Source organism: Paremcibacter congregatus, from assembly GCF_006385135.1.
In the GTDB taxonomy this organism is placed as follows: domain Bacteria; phylum Pseudomonadota; class Alphaproteobacteria; order Sphingomonadales; family Emcibacteraceae; genus Paremcibacter; species Paremcibacter congregatus.
Window position 1 is genome coordinate 3,305,435 of sequence record NZ_CP041025.1, and the last position, 17,482, is coordinate 3,322,916.

At 53.3% G+C, this 17,482-nt stretch carries 14 protein-coding genes; 5 read left to right on the forward strand and 9 right to left on the reverse strand.

Annotated features, from left to right (window positions below; all coding sequences use genetic code 11):
- Positions 1-20: 20 nt before the first annotated feature.
- Positions 21-2,261, reverse strand: a complete 2,241-nt coding sequence (locus FIV45_RS14625; RefSeq protein ID WP_099470869.1) for a methyl-accepting chemotaxis protein — start codon at positions 2,259-2,261, stop codon at positions 21-23.
- A 237-nt stretch (positions 2,262-2,498) separates the two neighbouring features.
- Positions 2,499-3,821, reverse strand: a complete 1,323-nt coding sequence (locus FIV45_RS14630; protein WP_099470868.1) for an amidohydrolase — start codon at positions 3,819-3,821, stop codon at positions 2,499-2,501.
- Between the two features lie 140 nt (positions 3,822-3,961).
- On the opposite strand from FIV45_RS14630, the gene FIV45_RS14635 reads away from it, so the two are divergent.
- Genes FIV45_RS14635 through FIV45_RS14650 form a run of 4 tightly spaced genes read left to right on the forward strand, consistent with a single transcriptional unit; the run spans position 3,962 to position 7,386 of the window.
- Positions 3,962-4,645, forward strand: a complete 684-nt coding sequence (locus FIV45_RS14635; RefSeq protein WP_099470867.1) for a hypothetical protein — start codon at positions 3,962-3,964, stop codon at positions 4,643-4,645.
- Between the two features lie 51 nt (positions 4,646-4,696).
- Positions 4,697-5,533 (forward strand): thermonuclease family protein, encoded by an 837-nt coding sequence (locus tag FIV45_RS14640; protein ID WP_165776853.1) that lies wholly within the window; start codon positions 4,697-4,699, stop codon positions 5,531-5,533.
- On the forward strand, positions 5,514-7,052 hold the full coding sequence (locus FIV45_RS14645; RefSeq protein ID WP_099470865.1) for a M48 family metalloprotease: 1,539 nt from the start codon (positions 5,514-5,516) through the stop codon (positions 7,050-7,052). Before FIV45_RS14640 ends, FIV45_RS14645 begins: the two co-directional genes overlap by 20 nt.
- Positions 7,042-7,386 (forward strand): hypothetical protein, encoded by a 345-nt coding sequence (locus tag FIV45_RS14650; RefSeq protein WP_099470864.1) that lies wholly within the window; start codon positions 7,042-7,044, stop codon positions 7,384-7,386. Before FIV45_RS14645 ends, FIV45_RS14650 begins: the two co-directional genes overlap by 11 nt.
- Positions 7,387-7,438: 52 nt before the next feature.
- Here FIV45_RS14650 and FIV45_RS14655 read toward each other — a convergent pair whose 3' ends face one another.
- From FIV45_RS14655 to FIV45_RS14675, 5 genes are all read right to left on the reverse strand, one after another.
- A complete protein-coding gene (locus FIV45_RS14655) occupies positions 7,439-10,594 on the reverse strand; it encodes an efflux RND transporter permease subunit (protein ID WP_099470863.1) in 3,156 nt (1,051 codons plus the stop codon).
- Positions 10,591-11,781: an efflux RND transporter periplasmic adaptor subunit gene (locus tag FIV45_RS14660; RefSeq protein ID WP_099470862.1), complete on the reverse strand. Its 1,191-nt coding sequence runs from the start codon at positions 11,779-11,781 to the stop codon at positions 10,591-10,593. Before FIV45_RS14660 ends, FIV45_RS14655 begins: the two co-directional genes overlap by 4 nt.
- A complete protein-coding gene (locus tag FIV45_RS14665; protein WP_099470861.1) occupies positions 11,778-13,259 on the reverse strand; it encodes an efflux transporter outer membrane subunit in 1,482 nt (493 codons plus the stop codon). Before FIV45_RS14665 ends, FIV45_RS14660 begins: the two co-directional genes overlap by 4 nt.
- A gap of 201 nt (positions 13,260-13,460) precedes the next feature.
- Positions 13,461-14,297: a hypothetical protein gene (locus FIV45_RS14670; RefSeq protein WP_133118502.1), complete on the reverse strand. Its 837-nt coding sequence runs from the start codon at positions 14,295-14,297 to the stop codon at positions 13,461-13,463.
- Positions 14,298-14,500: 203 nt separating this feature from the next.
- Entirely contained in the window at positions 14,501-15,001 is a 501-nt protein-coding gene (locus tag FIV45_RS14675; protein ID WP_412973715.1) for a CarD family transcriptional regulator, read from the reverse strand.
- Positions 15,002-15,702: 701 nt separating this feature from the next.
- On the opposite strand from FIV45_RS14675, the gene FIV45_RS14680 reads away from it, so the two are divergent.
- A complete protein-coding gene (locus tag FIV45_RS14680; RefSeq protein ID WP_165776852.1) occupies positions 15,703-16,404 on the forward strand; it encodes a PEP-CTERM sorting domain-containing protein in 702 nt (233 codons plus the stop codon).
- 100 nt (positions 16,405-16,504) lie between these two features.
- Here FIV45_RS14680 and fdxA read toward each other — a convergent pair whose 3' ends face one another.
- Together fdxA and FIV45_RS14690 are read right to left on the reverse strand one after the other, a co-directional pair.
- Entirely contained in the window at positions 16,505-16,840 is a 336-nt protein-coding gene (gene fdxA, locus FIV45_RS14685; protein ID WP_099470857.1) for a ferredoxin FdxA, read from the reverse strand.
- Between the two features lie 161 nt (positions 16,841-17,001).
- Positions 17,002-17,457 (reverse strand): tellurite resistance TerB family protein, encoded by a 456-nt coding sequence (locus FIV45_RS14690; RefSeq protein ID WP_133118501.1) that lies wholly within the window; start codon positions 17,455-17,457, stop codon positions 17,002-17,004.
- Between the last annotated feature and the right edge of the window lie 25 nt (positions 17,458-17,482).

Genomic DNA, 17,482 nt, shown 5'->3' on the forward strand with positions numbered 1-17,482 from the left:
CTGGCACGAGGCACCGTACCTTATACCGCCCGCACATCAGAAAGAAAATTCTCGACATCAAGTTTGAGCGTTTCCGAGATTTTCCCCAACTCCTCAGCAACCATAAGAACTTGCGATCCTGCCGCCCCGGTTTCATCGGCGCCTTCTGCCACCCGGGCGATATTACCCGAAACTTCCTGAGTACCAACCGCAACCCGCTGAATATTTTGCGAGATTTCATTGGTGGCCGAACTCTGCTGCTCAATCGCCGCCAGAATGCTGGCGGTCGTTTCACTGGAACGGTTGTTCACTTCGACAATGGTTTTGATGCTGTTAACCGCGGTTCGGGTCAGGTTCTGCATCTCTGTAATCTGACTTGAAATTTCTTCGGTGGCGCTCGATGTTTGCCCGGCCAGAGCTTTCACCTCATTGGCAACAACAGCAAACCCCTTCCCGGCATCACCGGCACGGGCCGATTCAATGGTTGCGTTCAGGGCCAACAGATTGGTTTGTTCGGCAATATCACTGATCAAACCGATAACCTTGTTAATCTCTTCCGCCGCCAGCGCCAATGCCGAGATGGCGTTTTCACTTGCCCCGACTTCTTCCAGAGCTTCCCGGGAAATTTCGTTGGCCTTATGGACCTGCCGACTGATTTCCTGAACAGAACTGCTCAGTTCTTCCGCCGCGGAGGCAACCATATTCACATTATTGGTCGATTCATCAGATGCGCTCGACACGGCTGCAGAACGGGTTTTCGTATCATCAGATGTCATCACCATCTGATTCGCCGTCGCACTCATTTCAGTCGAGGACGCGGCCAAGACCTCCAGCATTTCTGTGACTTTATTCTCAAAGTTTTTAATCAACTGTTCAATTTTACGGGCCCGGGCTTCCCGAGCCTCCAACGCCGCGCGTTCCCGTTCCATCTCTTCCTGTTCACGGGCGGCCGCCGCCTGTCGTTCCTCTTCCTCACGCTGCAATTGCGCCTGCTCCGCTTTCCGGGTCTCTTCCTCGAGGCGAATGCGTTCCGGCGCGCTCTGTTTGAACCCCTCCACAGATTCAGCCATCGCGCCTATCTCGTCCTCGCGTTCGGTGTGAGGAATATCAATATCGTTATTTCCTGCAGCCAGAATGTTCATGGTATCAACCATTTCCGTGATCGGCTTGACCAGAGTGCGGGTGAAAAACAACGCCACCCCGGACAATAACGTCATAATAACCAGACCAATCAAAAGCATGCCATTACGCATGCTGTAGCTGCTGGCGTTGACTTCCGCTTCATCAATCTCCGCAATAATGGCCCATTTGGTGCCATGAATATTCATCGCCGTATAGGCCGAAACCACTTGAACACCCCGGTAATCCTCGATCAGTTCAAGACCGGTCTCTCCCCGCAGGGCCGCCAGAGTGGTCGCCCCCTCAATCTTTGTCTTCAAAATAGTTGATTCTTTGGAAAAACGTGAATCCGAGCGCATCAGATTATCATGACCGACAATATATGACTCACCGCTTTCTCCCATGCCATCCTGCTTTTGCATGATGCTGTTGATCCGTCCAATGGGCATTTGAAAAGCGAGTACGCCCACCTTATACCCCTGTTCGTCCATAACCGGAGTCGCCATGAAACTTGCGGGCGCCCCGTAACTCGGGGCATACGTTCTGAAATCAAAGAAAGAAATTTCTCCTTCGGCGGAAGATGACATGGCCGCCTGGAAGGCATTGGCCAGGTCGGTATCACGCCATTCACCATTATTCATATTTGTGGCGTAATCATTCTCTTTAAAGACGGAATAAATCAGGTCACCCTGCGTGTTAAACAAGAAGACGTCATAATAATCCCGCACCTTCTGCAACTGATGGAACCAAGGATGATATTGCGCATGGGCGGCCGAATACAGCGACCCGTCGCCCGCGTCATTATAATTGTCCTTTTCCCCCAATGATTCCGGGTTATCGGTAATATAAAGCCGTTGAAGTTGTGATGTGGGGTTATCACCCAGCTCAGTCCAGGCTGCCTGGAAAGTTGTAATCGCCTTCGCGGTCGACGGGTTCATCGCCGTGACCTTCAAATCTTCCTCAATAGAGCGGATATAACCTTGTAATTCAGACTTTCGCGAGGACAAAACCGCCGTCAGTTTGTTCTCTGCTTCACTGTGAACAGTTTCTTTCGCATCAAAATAAGCCGATATCCCTACTGCACCACAAGCGATCACCAGAAATGTGACAATAAATGCCGGCAGTTTCAAAGAAATATTAAGATTATTGAAAAAATTCATCATCGCACCCACACCTTTATAAAAAATACTTTGTAGACACCCGACCCGCCATATATAACGCTAGTCTTATTTAATTAACATTATATTACTAAGAACATTAGAATATGCTATTTTTCAAAATATTTTCCTGCACCGAAACATATGAATAATCACTCTTTCAGGCATCCTTTTCCTAATAAAACGCCGGGGTCTGTTTTTCACAAACCCCGGCGTTTTATGATCTTTATATGTGGTGGAGCGTTACTTTTTAGCCATCAAATCCATCAACGCCAGCACCGTCGCCTCTACGCCACTTTTAACGGCCGGTTCGGGTGTGATTTTAAACAGTGGTGAATGGTGACTGGGGACGGGCGCCCCGCCAGCCTTGGCCCGTTCAAAATCAGCCTTTGGGGTGCCCCCGACGGCAAAATAAACACTCGGGATGGCCGGGTCGGTGGTGAAGTAAGGAAAATCTTCCGCCCCCATCCCTTTTGTCGGGATATCAACAACAGCAGCTTCCCCCATTTTGGACTGCCATAAGCCCCGTAACCGGCGCGCCAGTTCGGCATTATTTACAGTAGGTGGCGTGGTTTCCTGAGATATAATGACCTCTGGCAACTTGTCTTCCGGCAAACCTGCCACCCGGCCCATATTCTCCGCGATCCGCTTTATTCCATCCAGCAGGGTTTTTCGGGTTTCCAGGCTGGTATTCCGCACGGTCAACTGTAGATGCGCCTTGTCGGAAATGATATTATGCTTGGTGCCCGAGTGAAAGGATCCCACCGTTACCACGCCAGGGTCCCGCGGCGGGAGTTCCCGTGACACCAACGCCTGCAAGGCCACCACAATCTGGCTGCCAAGCAATACCGGGTCCTTGCCGGCATGAGGCGCGGCGCCATGCGCCCCGACTCCATGTACAATGATATCCACAGTATCGGCGCCAGCGTAAGGTGCGCCTTCCGACAGGTTGATCACCCCGGCCTCATCGCCTGATGACACATGAAAGGCCAAAGCGTAATCCGGCTTGCCAAATCGCTTCCACAGGTTATCTTCCATCATCGCCTTGGCGCCCATCACCCGTTCCTCGGCCGGCTGGCCAATCAACATAAGGGTACCAGACCATTTATCTTTCGCCGCCGCCATACGCCGGGCAGTTCCGACAAGGCTCGTGATATGAACATCATGTCCGCAGGCATGCATGACAGGCACCACGTTGCCGCTAATGATATCTTTCTGTGTCGCCTTGGAAGCATAATCCAGCCCAGATTTTTCTTCCACCGGCAACCCATCCATATCGGCGCGCATCATCACCAGCGGGCCAGGCCCGTTTTTCATCATCGCCACAAGGCCTGTTCCCCCGACCCCGGTTGTCACCTCAAAACCCGCCGCCTTGAGTTCCTTGGCCAGCCGTGCAGCGGTGTTATGTTCCTGCAGGCTCAATTCCGGGTTCTTGTGAAAATACACAAACAAGTCCGAAAGATAACTGTCATAGTCTTTCGCCACCGCCTGCCGCAGACTGTCCGCCGACAAGGCGGGCGTCGTCATCATGCTCAACCCGACGAGTGAAGTTAATAATTTACGCATAGATTATTCTCCCAATTGATATGTTCAGTATTTCTCTAATTTTTATTTCACACTTGAAAGACTAACAGAACCCCATGCCAACGCAATCTAAATATGATAGGCTGGCGAGAAACCGATACCATAGATGAAGGGGCATTCGTATGAACATATGGGGTGAAAAAATACTTGATCTGGCCGCCAACCCATATTGGGTGATCGGATTGTTTCTCAGCCTTACCCTAATCCTTCACGGGCTGTTTGTTTTCTTGTTTCCCCTTAGTCTCCGGGCCTGGAAACTGGCCGACTACATCTGGCTCAGTCTGGCTTTTCTTTCCATCCTTGGGCTCGTCGGGCAAGCACAGCAATTTCGCGCCGAACGGGTCCATAATGATGTGGAGTGGACCACGACCCAAAGCCTGAATGATGTACGGAGCTGGTTCACCAATTACCAGATTTTGATCTGCGCCAAGGCAAAAACGAACAAACAGAACAAGACCGGTCGAACCGATTATTCCGCCTTATGTAACCTGCTGGAGGCCCGCATCAATGACATCACATTGTTGCAGAAAGGGGGCGAAGCCTTCCCTCCCCTGAACCATAATCTGACACATGGCCTGAAAGACTTCAGCGCCATCATTCCCCTCAATGAACAGAAAATCCTCAGAAACCGCCTCGATCGGTACGCGGAAAACCGGAAACGGAACATCCGCAATATTCAGGACCTGGAACGTAATGCAATTCAGCGAATTTTATTAATTCTGGCCCCCGTCATGTTTGCCACCGCCCTCGCCATTCGCATCACCAAGGTTACGGCCGAATACCGCTTGCTTCCACCACATAACTGACATCTTCTGCAGATACTGTTATGGTAGGCAAGCGCGATGATGGGGACAGGAATGTTAAACAAAATCAATACATACAAAATCGGGATATGCTTTCTGCTGTTCATAATGACCGTCTCTTCCGGAGCAGAGGCGGCAGTGGCCTTGCAGGATCAGCTCAAAAAGGCCACCCGCCAGAAAGTCACCGCGGTGACCGACGGCGATACCGTTATTCTGGAAGACAACAGCCGCGTACGCCTGGTCGGGCTTCAGGCGCCCAAACTGCCGCTCGGCCGCAAGAACCACACCCCCTGGCCTCTGGCACAGGAATCAAAGCGAGCTCTGGAGAAACTGGTTCTCGGCCAATATGTAACGCTCTATTACGGCGGCGCAGAAAGGGACCGATATGGCCGGGCGCTGGCTCATCTGTTTCGCGACAACGGTCTGTGGGTTCAGGGGGAAATGTTAAATCACGGCATGGCCCGGGTGTACAGCTTTGCCGATAACCGGGCGCTGGTGACAGAGATGCTCAATCGTGAACAGCAGGCCCGGCGACGCCAGGACGGTATTTGGGCTCTGGATTTCTATGCCCCGCGCACCCCGGCGGAAGGCCTGCCGCAACGCAACCGGTTCCAGCTGGTCCAGGCTATCGTACGTAATGTTGCCAAGGTGCGCGGGACTTATTATCTTAATTTCGGGGACGACTGGAAAACTGACTTTACCATCATGATCAAGTCTCCCGCCGCCCGTCTGTTCCACAAGACGGGCCATGCACCAGAAAGTTACAAGAATAAAAAAATTGAAATCAGAGGGTGGCTGAAAACCTACAATGGTCCTATGATCGAAGCCAGCCATCCGGAACAAATTATGATCATTGACGAAAGGATCCTCCATGACCCTCGCAAGGAGTAACAACAGCTTAACCCATAAAGCCGGGCGCAGACTCCGCAAAAGCGGCTTCATCGGGGCTTTGGTCACCCTGCCTCTGTTGCTTCAGGGCTGCGTGACCACCAATCCCGCCACCGGTCAGTCAGATTTCACCCCGTTTATGAGTCCGGACAAGGAAACCGCCATCGGCAAGGAACAACATCCCTTGATCCTCAAACAGCATGGGGGCGTGGTCGACAACCCGCAAGTGGCTGGCTATGTCGCCGTGACCGGCGGCCGGCTCGCCGCCGTATCAGAAATGCCTAAGACCCCCTTCACATTTACGGTGCTCAATTCGCCAATCGTCAATGCTTTCGCCCTGCCCGGCGGTTATATATATGTCACCCGGGGTATTCTCGGCCTGTTCAACAGTGAATCCGAGATGGCCTCCGTTCTGGGTCACGAAATCGGCCACGTCACCGGCCGCCATTCGGCCAAACGCTATAATCAGCAGATTCTGACCGGCCTGGGGGCCACGTTGTTGGGGGCGGTGCTCAAAAGCAATGAACTCAGTGATATGGTCGGCTATGGATCTCAGCTCTATCTGAAAAGCTATTCCCGCGGCAATGAATATGAGGCCGACAAACTCGGGGTGCGTTATTCAACCAGAGCCGGCTTTGATCCTTATGCCGCCGCCGACATGTTGCGCTCTCTGGATGCTCAAAGCCAACTGGAAGACGCCATCGCCAACCGGACCGGACAACAGCGCCCCCCCGAATTCTTCTCCACCCATCCCAACACCAAGGACCGGGTTACCCGCGCCCACGCGGCCGCCCGTGAAACAGGTCTGCCGGAAAACAGCCGCGACCGGGGCCGCGACCGCTTTCTCGACGCCATCAATGGCATGACTTACGGCGACGACCCCGCCCAAGGCGTGATCACAGGCCGGACATTTTCTCACGGCCCGGCACGTTTCAGCTTCACGGTGCCGGAAAATTATCGCCTGCTCAACAGTTCGGATGCGGTCTATGCCCAGGGCACCGGCCCGGCCGAAGGTGGCGTGGTGATTTTCGCCGGGGACCGTCTGAAAGGCCGCAACATGATCGAGTTCACGTCTCAGACCTGGAAAGGGCTCGTCAAGGATGCGCCCCTGGAAGGATTGCAGGATTTCACCCTCAATGGCATGGAGGCCATTACCGGCTGGCATACCATGCAGGTCGCCAAAGTCAACTCCCAGGTGCGCATCGTCACCGTGCGCCATAGTGCGGATCAGGCCTATTTCTTCCTGATGGTCACCCCACTCACCAAACTGGACCAACAGCGGGAAGCGCTGCAGCGCATGACCTACAGTTTCAAAAAACTATCCCCGACCGAGGCCCGCGACGTGCGGGGCAGAATTATCCGGGTGGTGACCGTCAAGCGGGGCGACACGGCACAAAGTCTGGCCCGCAAAATGGCCTTTTCCGACCATCAACTGGATCGTTTTCTGGTGCTCAACGGCTTAAACAGTCCACAGAGCCTGAGAGCCGGACAGCGGGTTAAACTGGTGGTATATGGACAGTAAGGACAAAGAGACGACTAGGACATGCCCCCCGCCCATTGATTTGGTCTATGAAAACAGCTGCCCCAATGTCGATCACGCCCGCGAGCGGCTGACGCAAGCCTTGCAGGAATGCGCATTGCCCGTCGCCTGGCGGGAATGGGAAGTGAACACCCCGGATACCCCGAAGGCGTATCGCCAGTACGGGTCCCCGACAATTCTGATCAGGGGAAAAGATGTCAGTGGTGACGAGCCCGCCACCAGTTGCAGCAGTTGCCGGGTATATGTCACAACGGAGGGCTATGACACGGCCCCCTCGGTTCAGCAGATTGTCAAGGCGCTCTCGCCAGCAGTCTGACGCCATAAAAAAGGGCGGCACACTGGCCGCCCTCAGAGGATTTTGTCTTGGCTTATTCCGCCGGTTCCGGCAGACGTTCCACAACCTGCCACCCGAACCAGCCATAGATGCGGTCCCGGGCGCGGGTCATGGTGATATAAAGCACCGGCACCAGGATCAGGGTCACGAGTGTCGCAAACAGCACGCCAAACGCCAGGGATACGACCGTCGGCTGCAAGAACTGCGCCTGAACACTTCTTTCCATCATCAACGGGATCAGACCGATGAATGTTGTAAAGGAGGTCAGGAAGATCGGCCGGAAACGCTCCTCCGCCGCGATCTCGATCGCCTGGATAACGTCATAGCCCTTCTCCCGCAAACGACAGATAAAATCGACAAGCACCAGATTGTCGTTGATCACAACCCCCATGGCCGCGGCAATCCCGAGGATGGAGAAAATGCTCAGGTCCATGCCAAGGAACATATGCCCGAGGATCGCCCCCATATACCCAAAAGGCAGGGCCGTGAAGATCACAAACGGCTTAAAGTATGACCGGAACGCGATGGCAAACAGGACATAGATGATCAACAGACCAAAGAGGAAGTTGGTCAGAATGGATTGCATAAATTCTGCCTGGCCTTCATCGCCGCCACTTCTGTGACGGGTCACCATCGGATATTTCTTCTCAAAATCAGGAAAGAAATTCTCTTCAAGGTCCTGTTTGATCTTTTCAATCTCCGCTTCCTTACCTTCCGACAGGGACGCGATCAGGCTCATGGTCCGGGCCCGGTCGGTACGCCGGATAGAAGTATAGGCCGGATGATATGTCACATCCGCGACAGATTCGAATGGCACCGCTTCGCCTTCTTTGGTCCGCATGCGCATATTGCCCAGCGTATCAAAAGAGCGGCGGTCTTCTTCCGGGTAGCGCACCATGACTTTCACATCATCCACACCGCGCGGTATCCGTTGAACTTCATCGCCGTAGAAAGCCTGACGCACCTGACGTCCGACATCCTGAAGCGAGAAGCCCAGGTTTTCCGCGCTGGATTTCAGCCCCAGCACAGCTTCCGCCTGCGCCGATTCAGCCGTATCCGTGACATAGTAAATCGCGTCATAGGTATTCAGTTGCGCCTTAAGCTCGGCCGCGGCTTCCTCGATCGCACCAATATCTGCGGATGACAAACGTATCCGCATACCCCGACTGTTGTTGTTGAAGGTATTATCAAATTTGATCTCCTTCGCGTCGGGGAATATTGGCGTGGCTTCGCGCCACATCTTGGTGATTTCGTCACTGGAAATCGGACGATTTTCTCCAGGCTCCAGGACAAAGAAAGCCCGGGCGCCCCGGCCACTGGCGAACGACATGGTCGCCTTGAAGATCTTGGTGTCCGGATATTTTTCCTCCAGTTGATGTACGACCTTATAGGCGGATGTTTCCAACGCAATCGCGGCTTGCTTCACGGTATTATAAGGCACACCGCTCGGGAAGGTATATTCCGCCCGGACAAAGTCCTGAGGGATGCTTGGTTGGAAAGCAAAGCCCACAAGCCCGCCCAACTGGATGCCGCCAATCACGAAAATCAGCATGGCCAGGAATGACGCCAGGGTAACCGCCTTGCGACGCAAACACCGATCCAGGAAGGGCCGATAAAATTTGGTAATCACCACATCCAGAAACCGGTCCGCCTTGGCGCGCGCGATATTGACAATTCGGGTCAGGCCGATTGCCGTGAAGAACCGGGCCAGCAGGCCGACCTTCTCTTCACCGCCATGCCGCAAATGCGCCGGCAGGATCAGCAAACTTTCCACAAGTGAGAAAGTCAGCGTCAACAAAACCGTCAACGAAATGATCAGGGTAAACTGACGGGTATCCCCCGGCACCAACGCCAGGGGGGCAAAAAAGATCATTGTGGTCAATGCGGAAAAGATCACCGGCTTTGCGACTTTCGTCGCGCCAAGCACAGAGGCTTTATTCCCCAAAATACCCCTCTGGTTTTCCCGATGGACATTTTCGCCAACAATAATCGCATCATCCACCACAATCCCCAGGATCAGAATAAAGGCGAACATGCCGATCATATTCAGGGTCGCCCCAATCATAGGCAGGAACATGAAAGCCCCCAGGAAAGATACCCCGATACCGACGACCACCCAGCCAGCCAGACGCGGCGTCAGGAACAACATCAGGCCAAAGAACACCAACACCAGGCCACTCAGACCATTGGATACCAGCATGTTGGCCCGGCTTTTAAAGCCTTCGGAATTATCCAGCCACAGAACCGCCTGAACCCCTTCGGGCAGACTAGGTTTCAGCTTCTCATCCACATAGGTTCTAACTTCCTGTGCGATGGCGACAACATTTGGATTTTCACCACTGTTCACCTCAAACAGAACCGCCTTATGGCCATTGATCCGCGCGTTGAAACGATCTTCGGTAAAGCCGTCAACCACGGTGGCGATATCGCGCACCAGAACCTGGGTGCCATCCGCATTGCGCAAGACAACAATATCTTCGAAGTCTTCCCCGACATAGCCCTGCCCACGGGTCATGATCTGGATCTTACCCGCGTCATTATCCACTTTACCGGCCGGCATATTGACCGATGTCCGGGAAATCGCATTGGCGACATCATCAAAGCTGAGGCCATATTCCCGCAGTTTCTCTTCTGTGACCTCAATGGAAATTTCATAGGGCCGCACAGCTTGGAGGTCAACATTGCTGACCCCTTTAAGCAACGCCAGTTCATCCCGCACCCGCCGCCCGAGTTCCTTCAGATCCCGTTCCGGAATATCGCCCGACAGAGCCAGCTGAACAACCGAGTTTTTAAACAAAGGCTGACTGACCTGAGGCCGTTCCGACAACGCCGGGAAGGTGTTAATCGCATCAACCCGTGATTTGACCTCATTGAGCATCTTGGACATGTCATAGTCATCCACCGCTTCAATGGTGACCTCGCCATAGCCCTCACGCGCCGTGGAGTAAATATGTTTGATGCCTTCAAGATCATAGACCGCTTCTTCAATGCGGATCAGAATCCGTTCTTCAACTTCTTCCGGGCCGGCGCCGAGATAAGATACCCCGACCTCAATCTGATGCGGTGCAAGCGACGGAAAGCTTTCTTTGCCGATCTTGACCACCCCGAACAACCCGCCAACGACGAGCATCATCATCAGCAGATTGGCTGCGACAGGATTGTCGACGAACCATTTGACGAGGTTACTCATGATTTATCTCCCTCTGACTTCTGAGGAGCACCGGCCTGCTCGAACTTGACCAGCAAGCCGTCCACATCCAGACCAAGTTGAGATTTACAAATGATATCGCCTTCTTTCAGACCTTCGGTAACCACAATGAACTCACGATTGGATTCGATCACATTGACCGTGCGGGACCGCAACTTGTTGTCTTTATCCACCACCAGCAGCTTGTTGCCCTGACGCAGCACATCCCGCGGCAACTGGAAAACATTTTGGAAATGACGCCCTTCTACTTCCGCGGAAACAAACTGTCCGATACTGACCGGCATTTTTGCATCAACTGAATAAATTTGATCGCCGGACAGTTCCGCCACCGCATAAAGAATGCGGGTCTTGGAATCGATCAGACCCTCGGTGCGGGTGATCTTGGCTTTCCAGGTATTCTCGATTCCGGCGAACTGACCCTTCAGTGTGACATGAAGATCAGACGTACCGGATTGCAGCGCCCGCGCATCAAGCTGTGACAGGTCACGGCTGGACAGCGGCAAACGCACTTCCAGCACATCCGTGGAATAATATTCCCCGATCCGGGTGCCTGCGCCGATATACTGACCGAAATCAACCGCTTTGGAAATCAGGATACCCTCGAAAGGCGCCTTGATCTCCGTCCGCTCCAGGTCCAGTTCTGCCCGGCGTAATGTGGCCTCGGCCGCATCCAGTTTGGCCTGGGCGTCCGCGAGCTGCGGTTTGCGCAGGGTAAGGTCGGAGGCTTCGCCGTGACCTAACAGGTCCCATTCGGATTTCGCCAGCGCCGCTTCGGCCTGTTCACGCACCAGAACCTGGCGACTTTCCACGACCCGCGATCTGGCGGAAGTGACTTCATATTCATAATCCCGGGGATCCAGGCGCAAAATCACGTCGCCTTTTTTAAACCGCCCCCCGGCGACAAAATTATCGGCAACATAAACCACCTTGCCGGATACCTGCGGCATCAGGCCAATCTGCTGTTTGGATTTCACCGTGCCCTGGGTATGCACGGTAAGGAAGACCTCGCCTTCATGGGCCGTCACCACCCGAACGTTGCGGGCAATCTCCGCCGCGGGTTTTTTCTCCGGCTGCGGTTTGGCCTGCACCAAAATAAAACTGGCGATCACCGCCCCGAGTATGATCAATCCTGGCAGCATGATCGTAATTATTTTCTTTGATTTGGTCATAGCGCGTTTCCTTCATTCAGATGTGTTCCTGTCTTTTCTGCGGCCATCGATACCTGTGCGGCATCGGCTCCTGCGTCAGACAGGGTCTGAGTATCTTCATCCTTGGTAAAATCGCCGCCCAAAGCCAAATGCAGGGCAATGCGATTGTTGATCCGTTGTTTCTTGACAGAGAGCAAGAGGCTCTGCTGATTCAGGCTTTGACGCTGGGATTCCAGCACCACCGTAATCTTGATCAGGCCACGACTGTATTGGTCCAGCGCCACATCCCGGGCCGCAACAGCATTCTCAGCCGCACGCGCCGTATGCTTTACTCTGCTCTTCAAAGACCGTTCCGCAGACAGGGCATTTTCAACTTCCTGAAAAGCCGCCAGAACTGTTTGAGCAAAAACCTGTTTCTCGGCTTCAAACAGTTCCTGTTGCGCACGGGCCGCATTGCGCAGCTTGCCGCCCTGGAAAATGGGCTGGGTAATACTGCCCATCAAATTCCAGAAAACATGATCAAATTTCAGGAGGTCGCTAAAAGTCGAGCTGCTGTTGCCGGTCCGGGCCGTGAGTGACAGGCTGGGCAGAAGGTCTTTTTCCGCCGATTGCTGACTGTAGCCCGCCTGCAACAGCCGCGCCTTCGCGGCCCGCAGGTCGGGGCGTTGTTCCAGCAAATTCATCGGCAGACCGAGCGGAATATCCTCATACTGATCCGGCAGAGCGCCGGCAGTCTTGATGCCTGCCGCCGGATAACGTCCGGCAAGAATTTCCAGTTTCCGCTTGTTGCTGTCCAGCACATCGCGTTGACGGCTGGCATTGGCGCGTTCCGCCTCCAGGCTGCTGGTGATCAGGCGCAGATCCAGCCCCGTTTCCAGCCCGCGTTCATAGCGGTTGGAAACAACCCGTACCGCCTGCTCATAACTCTCCACCGTCTGCTTCGACAATTCCAGTTGCGCTTCGGCTTCCACCACATCGAACCAGGCCTGGGCCACCTGGGCCGCAAGCGACAGGCGCGCCGCCCTCAGGTCCTGGTAGGTGGCCTGAAAACCTGCATCCGCCCCGGCGCGATCCGCCGCAAGCTTGCCCCAGATGTCGGCTTCCCACCGGGCGTCTAGTCCGAGGGACAGTTCGTTCTCCGGACTTGAGCCTGCTGTTTTCTGGCGCTGGGCGTCGAAACTGGCGTCCAGGGTCGGGAAACGGTTGCCCCGGGTTACATCACGGGTGTACCCCGCGGCCGCAAGCCGAAAGGACGTTGCTTTGAAATCCGGATTATTCGCCAACACCTCATCGACAAATTCTGTCAGGGCGCCGTTGTTCATATCATCCAACCAGCCATGCTGCACACCAGCAGGCGTCTGATCCGTTTTTGAATCAGTCGCCACCCAGTTTGCTGCAATATCGGGGGTTGGAAGCGTCGCATCTGTCACCGGAACCGCCGCACAGGAACTGAGGGCGATCAACGAGACAGAAAGGACCAAATACTTGGGTCTTCTCATTTTTATTAAGTATCCTTAACCTGCTCTTATTTTTATATGCAGGATCCGTAGTTCACAATTATAGTTTGTGATATCTTCCAAAGATTAATTTATATGAAATAATTGCAAAAAGCGATAGCTTCACCTGAAACTGATCTCAAAATTGCGTTCCTTTATCGCAAAAGTAACGGCGGCAAAGAAACATGGTCTTGAAAAATGAAATCAACCGGCTTCCGTCTGCACGGAAATATGGTCCGCGACATCACCATCCGGCGTGAAACAAACCGCATTAAGCGCCCCGCCCCGCCCGCAGCCCCCGTCAAGCGTCGCCGTATGCGGGCTGTTCAGCCGCAACCCCTTGTTGCTATGGTCATAACCGCGCACGATTCGGGCAAAACCGCTGTAGGGTGATGTGATCTGGTCGAAGCGCCCATTATCCCACCAAAAGTTATCCTTCTGCATGGTGACCGGTCGGTTCACATCAATTGAGGCGTGAACAAACAACATCTTACCATCCCGACTGAAGCCGGCCCGCCGCAGGTTGCTCAGAAAAACCGAATGCCCCGGATGATTATGAATGGCGCGGCGCAAGCTGCTGGTCCAGCGCGATATGGACAGGGTGCCTTCGCGGGAAATCGCCCGCGCCACATGTTCGGGGGTGCCATAACTGGCGACCACCGCCCCGATATTATGATCGACCAGCCAGTCCATGACCTCCCCTGGATTAGGGGCAAACTGCAGTTCCAGCAGCTTGGTCAGCATTTCTTCACGGGCGCCGCGCAGATATACAAAGGCTTCGGGTTTCGAGGTGCCGCCCAGGGCCATAAGTTTGCGGCGCGTCTCCAGAAGTTCGTTGAGCGTCGCCACCACCGTCGGGCGATTGCCGAAATAATTCCCCAGATATACCAACTGGTCGCCAGGGCGAAACCGCGTCAGCAGGTCTTCATGCAACGTCGCCAACGCCCCGGTCTCGCCGTGAATCGCCGCAACCGCCCAAATCCGGCGCGCCTGGTCAAGACAACCGAATTTTTCCATATCCATGTTTGACAGGTCCGTCACAGTCATACCCCTGATTTTATTCTCTCGATTTTCGTGAAAATGCCCTGTGACGCAGAATAGCCCAGATTAAATAATTGCGCTACAGGAAGGCGATAAAAAATACCCGCAAACAAAAAAAGAGCCCGATCTGACATCAGGCTCTTTTCAAAATGTTTATGTGGAAACTTGTCGTTTACATCCTACGGCTCAACGTCCCCGGACAGTCAGGCGGCCGCCATAACTTCCGTCAACTTGACCATGGCTTCCTTTTCCGCAATTTCTTCCACTGCGGCCACTTCACGGGCCAGACGGCTGATGGCGGACTCATAAATCTGCCGCTCGCTGTAAGACTGCTCTGTCTGGTCGCCCCCGCGATGCAGATCCCGCACCACTTCGGCCAGATGTATCAGATTGCCGGAATTGATCTTGGTTTCATATTCCTGCGCCCGACGGCTCCACATGGTCCGTTTAACCCGTGCCCGACCCTTCAGGGTCGTATAGGCCTTGTCCATAATTGTCGGACTGGACAGAGACCGCATGCCGGACATTTCGGCCTTGTTGGTCGGCACCCGCAAGGTCATTTTTTCACTTTCGAAGCGGATCACATATAGCTCCAGCTTCATGCCGGAAATTTCCTGCTCGCCGATTTCTGTGATGATTCCTACGCCATGTTTTGGGTAGACGATATGCTCATTAACTGAAAAGCCCAATTTATTCTCTTTCACCATATTACGATAACAACTCCAACCTGATATACGAACCCCGTGCCTTCCGAAAAACTCCTGGCGACAACTCTCGCCTCAAAACTTCCGGCTTCGTAATGTTTGCCCAAAACATCCCGTATCTGCGGTTACGTTATCTTCAGAACTTCGTCACAACGAAGTTTCTTCAAAACGAACGCTTGGCGATCACCCTTGTTTTCGGAGCGTGGCCTTGTCATCGTTTCGTCACCATAATAACATAAAGTATGTATATTTTATGGTTAACAAACTCTTAAAAAAGGCACGAATCGCAAACAGGACATATACCAGATCTCTATAAATCTGGCATCGTTCAAGCCCGGACCGGGATTAATCATTTGAAACAAAGCTTTAAAAAAACACGCTCAAATACTAATCAACGCGGATATTATAACATATTTTTCACTTAAAAACACCCATAAAGCAATAGGTCCCCGGCCACTTTGATAGAATATTCAATTATTACGGTAGATTATCATTGAAAAATTTATTGTCCGTCCCTCTCTTCAGACCGGGGGGAGCATCTATTTTCCCCGCGAAAGTAGCATTCCCCATAATTCTGCAACATTTTATCTTTATGTTACGCCTCCTGTCATATAAGCCGCCTGTGCCTGGTTTTCCAGTATGCGGTAGTATGACAAAATTCCATAAAAAACATGCCCCAGGCATATCACGGAGGACTTTCCATGCGATCTTTATTCGCGCACATACTGCGCAACAGTTTTCATAAATTCAGCCCTTTTCTCATTGCAGGTTTCTGTACAGCGTTACTGATACCAACGGCTTCCGCCAACCTGATTACCGATCCGGACGGCATCAACATCGCTTATCTCGAGGGCGGCTTTGGCACGGACGCCGGCAGCCCTCTCAATCCGGATATCGGCCTTATGGTCAGCGACCCCGGCGTCGAAATCGTCGGTAACGGCTCCAAGGACAACAGTTTCGCCGGCTTTTTATTCGCAGGAGAATCTGTGGATTTTCTCGCAAATTCCATCACCTTTATCACAACAGGAGCGATTGAAGGATATATTATCATCAGCAATATCCAAGCCACCCTGTTGTCCGTCACCTCCAGCGGCGATGACATCCTGGATTCAATCACCCTTATCGACGAACATTCTTTCAGCTTTCGCCTCTCCGCCAGTGAAAATACGTCAAACCCCGGCTCACCAGGCTCCCCGACGACACCAATCCGCATTCGCAGCCTTGACCCCTTCACCGCCGACAGCGGGCAAAGTATGGCTTCCTTGCTTCTGGTGTTTGCAGACGAGCAAACCGCACCGCCCGTCACAGACGTATCGGAACCTGCTTCGCTCGCCTTGCTGCTGATCGGCGCGGGAGGTTTTCTCTATAGTCGTCGACGTCAGGTGGCTGCCCCTGTGGCATAAGACACCACAAATAGAAGACCAGAATCACCAAAGGGGCACTCGGTTGAGTGCCCCTTTGGCGTTAATAATTCTTATAGCGCAAACGCGCCTGTGTCTTAAATCAGGTTCCGGCGCCTGGCTTTTCGCTCAGATCGGCAAGCTTGTTCGCTTCGCCAACGGCATCATCGGCGCCCGGCAAGGCGTCAACCTTCTCGGTAATATTCGGCCAGACCGCAGAGAATTTCTCATTGATCTCCAGCCACTGCTCCAATCCGTCTTCCGTATCAGGCAGAATGGCTTCGGCCGGACATTCCGGCTCACAAACGCCGCAATCAATACATTCATCGGGGTTAATCACCAGCATGTTCTCACCTTCGTAAAAACAATCCACCGGACAGACTTCCACACAATCTGTATATTTACACTTGATACAAGCCTCAGTGACGACGTAAGTCATAGAGTTCTCCTTATACTTTCCACCTTGACGGAATCCACATCACATCTCTTGTGTTTGGATATAGCATCTCTAAAACAGGATACAACAAAAAAAACCAAAACTTTCAATTATGTCCGGAAGTTTCCACCGCGGCGCGACAGCCGCGGAGGCCCCACGGGCCGTTAGTCGGCGTGTCTGACCTGGACCGTTTTGCGGATCTGGCCACTTCTCAGGTCAGAAATATACAGAAGACCCGCCACCCGGCGCATCAGATTGCTTTCATAGGCATCTTCCTTGCCGTCGGCAAAGACCACTTCCCACATCAATTCCAGAATATTTTCGCGTCCGGCGTCATCGAAATGATCCTTGATCCGGCGGGTAAAGCCGAGAATATGGTTGGCCTCACTCTGGGCCGCCAAAGCCTCGACAAACAGCTCCAGCGCCTCTTCCTGGCTCAATCCCAATCGGTGTTCCAGCAAATGTAGGATGCGCTCCCTCTCGACCCGTGAAACCTCCCCGTCATGGGCCGCCACTTCAACCATCAGGGCCGCCGCTGCCAGCTTCTCGCATTCCTTGTCCGGGGTCTCGCCCGCAGCAGGTCCCTGCAGCATGGCAGAGATCTTCTTTAAAATTGACACGTATTATACCCTTTAAATTTGATTT